Origin of the sequence: Pseudoalteromonas sp. 3D05 (assembly GCF_002723455.1) — a bacterium.
Taxonomy (GTDB): Bacteria; Pseudomonadota; Gammaproteobacteria; order Enterobacterales; family Alteromonadaceae; genus Pseudoalteromonas.
This window is the reverse complement of record NZ_PDUS01000019.1, coordinates 33,073-33,973: the sequence shown is the minus strand read 5'-3', so window position 1 is coordinate 33,973 and position 901 is coordinate 33,073. Positions and strand designations below refer to the sequence as shown.

At 40.7% G+C, this 901-nt stretch carries 1 protein-coding gene; it reads left to right on the top strand.

Annotation, left to right across the window (positions count from 1 at the left end; translation table 11 throughout):
• The first annotated feature begins 66 nt into the window (after positions 1 to 66).
• The gene (gene trmJ, locus CSC79_RS16415; RefSeq protein ID WP_099296829.1) at positions 67 to 789 is read left to right on the top strand and encodes a tRNA (cytosine(32)/uridine(32)-2'-O)-methyltransferase TrmJ; all 723 of its coding nucleotides are present in this window, start codon (positions 67 to 69) and stop codon (positions 787 to 789) included.
• Positions 790 to 901 lie beyond the last annotated feature (112 nt).

Below are 901 nucleotides of genomic sequence, written 5' to 3'. Positions count from 1 at the left end.
TAGCTGATAGCTGATAGCTGTGCTACAATTCCTGCCAATTTTTTGTATGAGTTAAGTAACACCGCAATGATCTTAGATGACATCCGTATTGTTTTAGTAAACACCTCGCATTCAGGTAATATTGGTTCTGCAGCACGTGCAATGAAAACCATGGGCTTATCAAAGCTTTATTTGGTTGATCCAGCGTGTGAAGTTGATAGTCATGCCAGTGCACTCGCTGCCGGTGCTACTGATGTCCTAGGTAATGCGGTAATTGTTGATACCGTTGCAGATGCTATTGCTGATTGTGCGCTTACCATTGGTACAAGTGCGCGTTCACGTACTTTATCTTGGCCTATGGTTGAGCCACGTGAATGTGGTGAAAAGCTTGTCGATGAGGCTGTAAATGGTCCTGTTGCGTTAGTATTTGGTCGTGAAAATAGCGGGTTAACTAATGAAGAACTACAGCTTTGTAATTACCATGTGTGTATTCCTGCTAATCCAGAATACAGCTCGTTAAACTTAGCAATGGCGGTACAAACACTGTGTTATGAAACGCGTATGGCATTTTTAAATCAACAACCTAAAAAAGTTGAAGAAGACGAAGCGGTATACCCAAGCTCAAAACAAACCGAGTTATTTTACGACCACCTAGAAGAAACACTGCATAACACCGGCTTTATTATTAAACAGCATCCTGGTCTCGTTATGACCAAGTTGCGTCGTTTATTCAACCGAGCACGCCCAGAAGACGCTGAGATGAATATTTTACGCGGCATTCTAACGTCAATAAACAAGTCTATAAAATAAGCGAAAGTTATAAGCACTAATACTTGACTAAATTACTCAGGTAATTACAATGAACACAATACTTGACCAAAAAGGTCGGGTATTGAAGTTTGTCTGATAGCTGATAGCTGAT